This is a genomic window from Nocardia takedensis NBRC 100417 (assembly GCF_000308695.1).
Lineage (GTDB): Bacteria > Actinomycetota > Actinomycetes > Mycobacteriales > Mycobacteriaceae > Nocardia > Nocardia takedensis.
Genome location: NZ_BAGG01000214.1, coordinates 1 through 5586, shown reverse-complemented (window position 1 = coordinate 5586; position 5586 = coordinate 1). Strand labels below are relative to the sequence as shown.

Annotated in this window: 4 protein-coding genes; 3 read left to right on the top strand and 1 reads right to left on the bottom strand. The window is 70.4% G+C overall.

Annotated features, from left to right (window positions below; translation table 11 throughout):
• The coding region (locus ON30_RS28170; RefSeq protein ID WP_157183873.1) for an FAD-dependent monooxygenase at nucleotides 1–1546 on the top strand (1546 nt) is incomplete at its 5' end.
• A 95-nt stretch (nucleotides 1547–1641) separates the two neighbouring features.
• Here ON30_RS28170 and ON30_RS28165 read toward each other — a convergent pair.
• The gene (locus ON30_RS28165) at nucleotides 1642–3093 is read right to left on the bottom strand and encodes an FAD-dependent monooxygenase (RefSeq protein WP_040712086.1); all 1452 of its coding nucleotides are present in this window, start codon (nucleotides 3091–3093) and stop codon (nucleotides 1642–1644) included.
• 126 nt (nucleotides 3094–3219) lie between these two features.
• On the opposite strand from ON30_RS28165, the gene ON30_RS28160 reads away from it, so the two are divergent.
• Together ON30_RS28160 and ON30_RS28155 are read left to right on the top strand one after the other, a co-directional pair.
• Complete coding sequence (locus ON30_RS28160) at nucleotides 3220–3969, top strand: thioesterase II family protein (RefSeq protein ID WP_063719955.1); 750 nt, start codon at nucleotides 3220–3222, stop codon at nucleotides 3967–3969.
• Between the two features lie 55 nt (nucleotides 3970–4024).
• A partial coding sequence (locus ON30_RS28155; protein WP_169334959.1) for a beta-ketoacyl synthase N-terminal-like domain-containing protein occupies nucleotides 4025–5586 on the top strand: 1562 nt, incomplete at its 3' end.

Below are 5586 nucleotides of genomic sequence, written 5' to 3'. Positions count from 1 at the left end.
GCGGTCTCGCGGATTTGGTCCGGCTTTAAGTCGTGGTCGCACACTGGCGCGCATGGCAATGAATCGCAATTTGGATCCACCGGTGGTGGTGGTGGGCGCAGGCCCGGTCGGTCTGATGCTGGCCGGTGAACTCGGCCTTGGTGGAATCCGGACGGTGGTGCTGGAGAGTTCACCGGAACCGAACGCGTCGGCGATGGGCATGGCGATCAATCCCACGGTCGTGGAGTTGTTGGCGCAGCGTGGGCTCGAGGCCGAGGGCTTTCCGCTGCCGCGCTCCCACTTCGCGCAGATCTGGGCTGACGCGACGTTGTTGCCCGAGCCGCGGGCGTTCAATCACGTGTTGCCACAGTCCGCGCTGGAGCGTCGACTCGAACAGCATGCACTCGGCTTGGGCGTCGAGGTGCGGCGCGGATGCCGCGTCGTTGGGGTGGGGCAAGATGCGGACGGCGTGCGACTCGACATCGAACAGGACGGTGTCCGCTCGGTTTCGCGGTGTCGTTACGTGGTGGGTTGCGACGGTGTCGACAGCGTCGTCCGCGACGCCGCAGGACTCGAATTCGACGGTTTCGACACGCCGTACTACGGGTTGGTCGGTGAGGTGACCCTCCCCGCGGACCACGCCCTGTTCGCATATCTCGGCGCGCACGAATTCGAGCGCGGATTGCTCAATGTCGCGCCGTCGGGCGGCTCGGTCGTGCGGGTGTCGACCGGTGAGTTCGGTGTCGCGCCGCCACTTCCGGACGCTGCGGTCGGCCTGGACGAACTGCGCGCGCACGTGCGGCACGTCAGTGGTGTCGAACTCGACGAGCGGATCACCGAGGATTCGGTCCTGTGGCTGTCACGCTGGTTCCACCGGACGCGCAACGCTGTCGCGTACCGCAGCGGTCGGGTGTTCCTGGCCGGCGACGCGGCGCACACCTTCTTCCCACTCGGCGGACAAGCGCTGGGCACCGGACTCGAGGACGCGGTGAATCTGGGCTGGAAGTTGGCGGCGGCCGTCCGCGGTGACGCGCCCGATGGGCTGCTGGACACCTATCACCGGGAACGGCATCCGGTGGCGGAGCGCGCCTGCCTGACTACGCAGGCGCAGGTGGCGTTGTTGACGCCGCTGACCCGCATGGCGCCGTTGCGGCGGATCATCGCGGATCTCATCGGTTTCCGCGAGGTGAACAACTACTTTGTGCGGTTGGCGGGCGGGCTCGACGTGCGTTATCCGCCGGAAAGCGACGAGCAGGCACACAGGTTGGTGGGCGAGCGACTGGCGGCGCGGGTCGGGTGTGCCGGTGGCGAGACCGATTCGGCCGCGCTGCTCGGTTCGGGGCGCGGTGTGCTGTTGAGCTTCGGCGGCGGCCTGACGGCGATCTGCGACACCGGCTGGACCGACCGGGTCGATCTGGTGATTGCCGAACCGACGGCGGATATCGCCGCTGCGGCGATATTGCTGCGTCCGGACGGACGGGTCGCCTGGGCGACCGACCGACCGGACGATAAGGAGGGGCTCCGGGAGTCGCTGCTCCGGTGGTTCGGCGCGCCGACCGGCCGATGATGACGGGGGGCCGCACACCCGCCCGCGCGGGTGTGCGGCCGTGACCGTGACCGGGGCGTCGGCGGCCCGGATACACGAAGCTCGTCGCGGTTCGGTCAGCGGTCTGGTTCGCCGAACCAGGTCCGCAGCGCGCCGTCGAGGGCCCGGGGGTCCGTGCCCGCGTAGGCGACGTGCCCGTCCGGCCGCAGCAGGACCAGGGGCGCGTCGATGTCGTCGACCGGTTCGGCCGCCAGACTGTCCACGCGTCCTCCCCATGCCTTCACCGCGCCGCCGGCGGCGCTGTCGTCGGTGAATCGGAGCAGTACACCGCGGCCGTGACGCAGCGTCGCCGCCGCGGTCGTGGGGCCTTCGGCGGTGTGCAGGACGACGCCGCCGAGCCGTCGGCCCACCAGGTCGTGGTCGTGCGGCCCCGGCGTCGGACAGCGGACTCCGGTGGGCATCCGCAGCAGGTAGCGGTTGACGTCCTCGAACCGAAGCAGGTCCTCGAAGACACGACGCAGGGGAGTGATCTCGGCCAGCGGGTGGATGAGCGCCATCTGGGCGCGTGCGTGCGTGCAAGCCTGGATCGCGGCGGGATGACGCTCCTGATGATAGGTGTCGAGCAGGCCGAGGCCCGCGTGGCCGTGGATCGCGGCGGCCAGCTTCCAACCCAGATTCACCGCGTCCTGGAGACCCGCGTTCAGGCCCTGTGTTCCGGAGATGAACGACGTGTGGGCCGCGTCGCCCGCGAGCAGGACCCGGCCGTCGCGGAACCGCTCGGCCACCGTGCTCTGTTCGCCGAAGCGGGCGAGGTAGCGGGTCCGCGCGATCTCGGGCGCCTTGCCGACGATGCGCTCGATACTCGCGGTGAGCTCCGCTTCGGTGACAGGGACGTCCGCGGAAGGCCGCTCCGCGCCGAATTCGATGGTCATCAGCCGCAGCGTGCCGGGCCAGATGGGGATCACGCCGAACACGCCTGCGGGGTGCAGTCCGGCATCGAACTGCTCGCCCTCGGCGATCTCCACGTCACCGAGAACGCCGTAGTAGGAGGATGATTCGTGGGCGGGCCGGTCGATGCCCGCCAGTCGCCGGACCGTGCTGTCCCCGCCGTCGCAGCCCACCAGGTAGGCCGCGCGCAGCTCGTACTCGCCCTCCGGCGAACGGGCGGTCACGGTGACGCCGGACTCGTCCGCGGTGTAATCGACGAGTGTGTGACCGCGCCGCACGTCGGCGCCCGACCCGGTCGCCCAGCCGTCCAGCAGCCTTTCCGCCCGCCACTGCGGCAGGGCGTAGGTGTAGTCCTCGGGACCCACGCTGTCGAGATCGAGCCAGAGGAAGGCGAACGGCGTGCGGGGCCAGGCGAACATGCCCTGGTCGCGGAGGTCGTCGCCCAGTCCGCGCTGGTCCAGCAGTTCGAGAGAACGCCCGTGCACCGCCATCCCGGGGGAGTGCTCGATGATCTCGGTCCGTGGTTCGAGCACGACGACCGAGACGCCGGCCAGCCTCAGCTCCCCGGCGAGCATCAACCCGGTCGGTCCACCTCCGGCGATGACAACGGTTCGACTCACGACAAACTCCTTGTTCGGGCAGGAATCGCCTCGTATTGTTCCGGGACGCTACGGATCTCGGCTTTGGCGAAGCTAAAGCGGGTCGAATTAAGAACCGCTTTAAGTCGTGGTTGAACACTGGCCGACATGTCGATGTCATCGAATCCCTACCTCACGGTGGCACCTCTGCCGGATCGGCGCGTGCGGATCCTGTGCTTCCCGCACGCGGGCGGCGCGGCCTCGGCGTTCGCCGGCGCGCGAGCGGACGCGCCCGCCGACCTGGACCTGCTGCCGGTCCAACTGCCGGGCCGGGAGCGCCGCGTGCACGAGCCGCCGTTCACCGAGTTGTCCGCGCTGGTCGCCGATCTGGATCGGTGGCTGAGTCCGTATCTCGAGGAGCCGCACGCCTTCTACGGGCACAGCATGGGCGCGGTGATCGCGTACCACCTCGCTCTGCGCCGTGCCCGCCGGGACGCCCCGCTGCCGTCGGCGGTGATCCTGGGCGCGTGTCGACCGCCGCATCTGCTGCCGATCCCGTTGCTGGGCAACCTCTCCGACGACGAACTGGTGCGGATGTCGCTCGACATCGGGGGAATGTCACCCGCGCTGGCGCAGTACCCGGAGTGGCTCTCGGCCGCGCTGACGCTGCTGCGCGCGGACCTGGCGGTGTGCGCGTCCGCGGATTCCGGCGAACGCACACCGTTGCCCTGTCCGCTGGAGGTGATCGCCGGAGCCGCCGACCACTTGGTCTCGCCCGCGCAGATGGCCGAGTGGGCGGACTACGGCGCGTCGTCGTTTCGGACCCACACGCTGCCCGGCGGACACTTCTTCGTCCGCGAGAACCAGGCGGACTTCCTCGACATACTGGCCTGCGCGCTGAATTCCGCACGGCTTTAGAGCTTCTCGCACCACCCACAGATTCTCGCGCCCCGCGCAGAAAGGCCGGTGCCCCATGGCGACGACCGAATCCTTCGACGAGTCAGGCAGTACCTCGATCGCCGTGGTCGGCCTGGCCTGCCGCTTCCCGGGAGCGGAGAATCCCGCCGCCTTCTGGCAGTTGCTGCGTGACGGCGTCGAGGCGGTCGCCGACCCTCCGGCGCGGCACGCGGGCACGACGGGGTCGCCGAATCGGCGCGGCGGATTCCTGGATCGCGTCGACGGTTTCGATCCGGCGTTCTTCGGGATCTCACCGCGCGAGGCCGTCGCGATGGACCCGCAGCAGCGCCTGATGCTGGAACTCGCGTGGGAGGCGGTGGAGGACGCGCGGGTGCTGCCCGCCGCCCTGCGCGACACCGCGACCGGCGTTTTCGTCGGCGCGATCAACGACGACTACGCCGCGCTGAGTCGGCGCGTCGGGGCGATCGGCAGGCACACGATGGGCGGGCTGTACCGGGGCATCATCGCCAACCGCGTCTCCCACGCGCTCGGGCTGCGCGGTCCCAGCATGACCGTCGACGCCGCGCAGGGATCGTCGCTGGTCGCGGTGCATCTGGCGATGGAGAGCCTGCGGCGCGGGGACTCGTCGATGGCGATCGCGGGAGGGGTGAACCTGATCCTCACCGAGGACGGCACGATCGCCGCGAACCTGTTCGGCGGACTCTCCCCGTCCGGCCGCTGCCACACCTTCGACGCCCGAGCCGACGGGTACGTGCGCGGCGAGGGCGGCGGGGTCGTCCTGCTCAAGCCGCTGGCCGCGGCGCTGGCCGACGGCGACCGCGTCTACTGCGTACTGCGCGGCAGCGCGGTGAACAACGACGGAGCCACCGACGGTCTCACCAAGCCGAGCGTGCAGGCGCAGGCGGCGGTGATCGGATCGGCGCTGCGTCGCTCCGGAATCGGCGCGGCCGCGGTCGGATACGTCGAATTGCACGGTACGGGAACGCCGGTCGGCGACCCGATCGAGGCGGCGGCGTTGGGCGCTGCTCTCGGCGCTGACCGCGCCCCGGAGAAGGCGCTGCGGGTGGGCTCGGTGAAGACCAACATCGGGCACCTGGAAGGCGCGGCGGGTATCGCCGGGCTGATCAAGACCGCGTTGAGCGTCCACCACCGGCAGGTGCCGCCGAGCCTGAACTTCGCCTCGCCCAATCCCGGGATTCCGCTTGCGCGGTGGGGGCTGGCGGTGCAGTCGAGGTTGACGGACTGGCCGGAATGCGACGAAGTGCCGGTGGCCGGAGTCAGCTCTTTCGGCATGGGCGGCACCAACTGCCACGTGGTGCTGACCGGGCAGCCGGTGGCGTCGCCGTCGCCCGTGCCGGCGGAACCGACCGTGGTGCCGTGGGTGCTGTCCGGCCGGACCGCCGAGGCGGTCCGCGACGCCGCGCAGCGATTGCTGCCGGTGGCCGAGCGGGCGAATCGCGTGGACGTGGCGTGGTCGCTGGCCGAGACGCGGACCGCGTTCGAACATCGCGCGGTGGTGCTGGGCGCGGACGATGCGCAGTTGCGCGGCGGACTGCTGGCGGTGGCGGAGGGTGAGCAGTGGGCCACGGTGGCCGCGGGGGTGGCGACGGGGTCCGT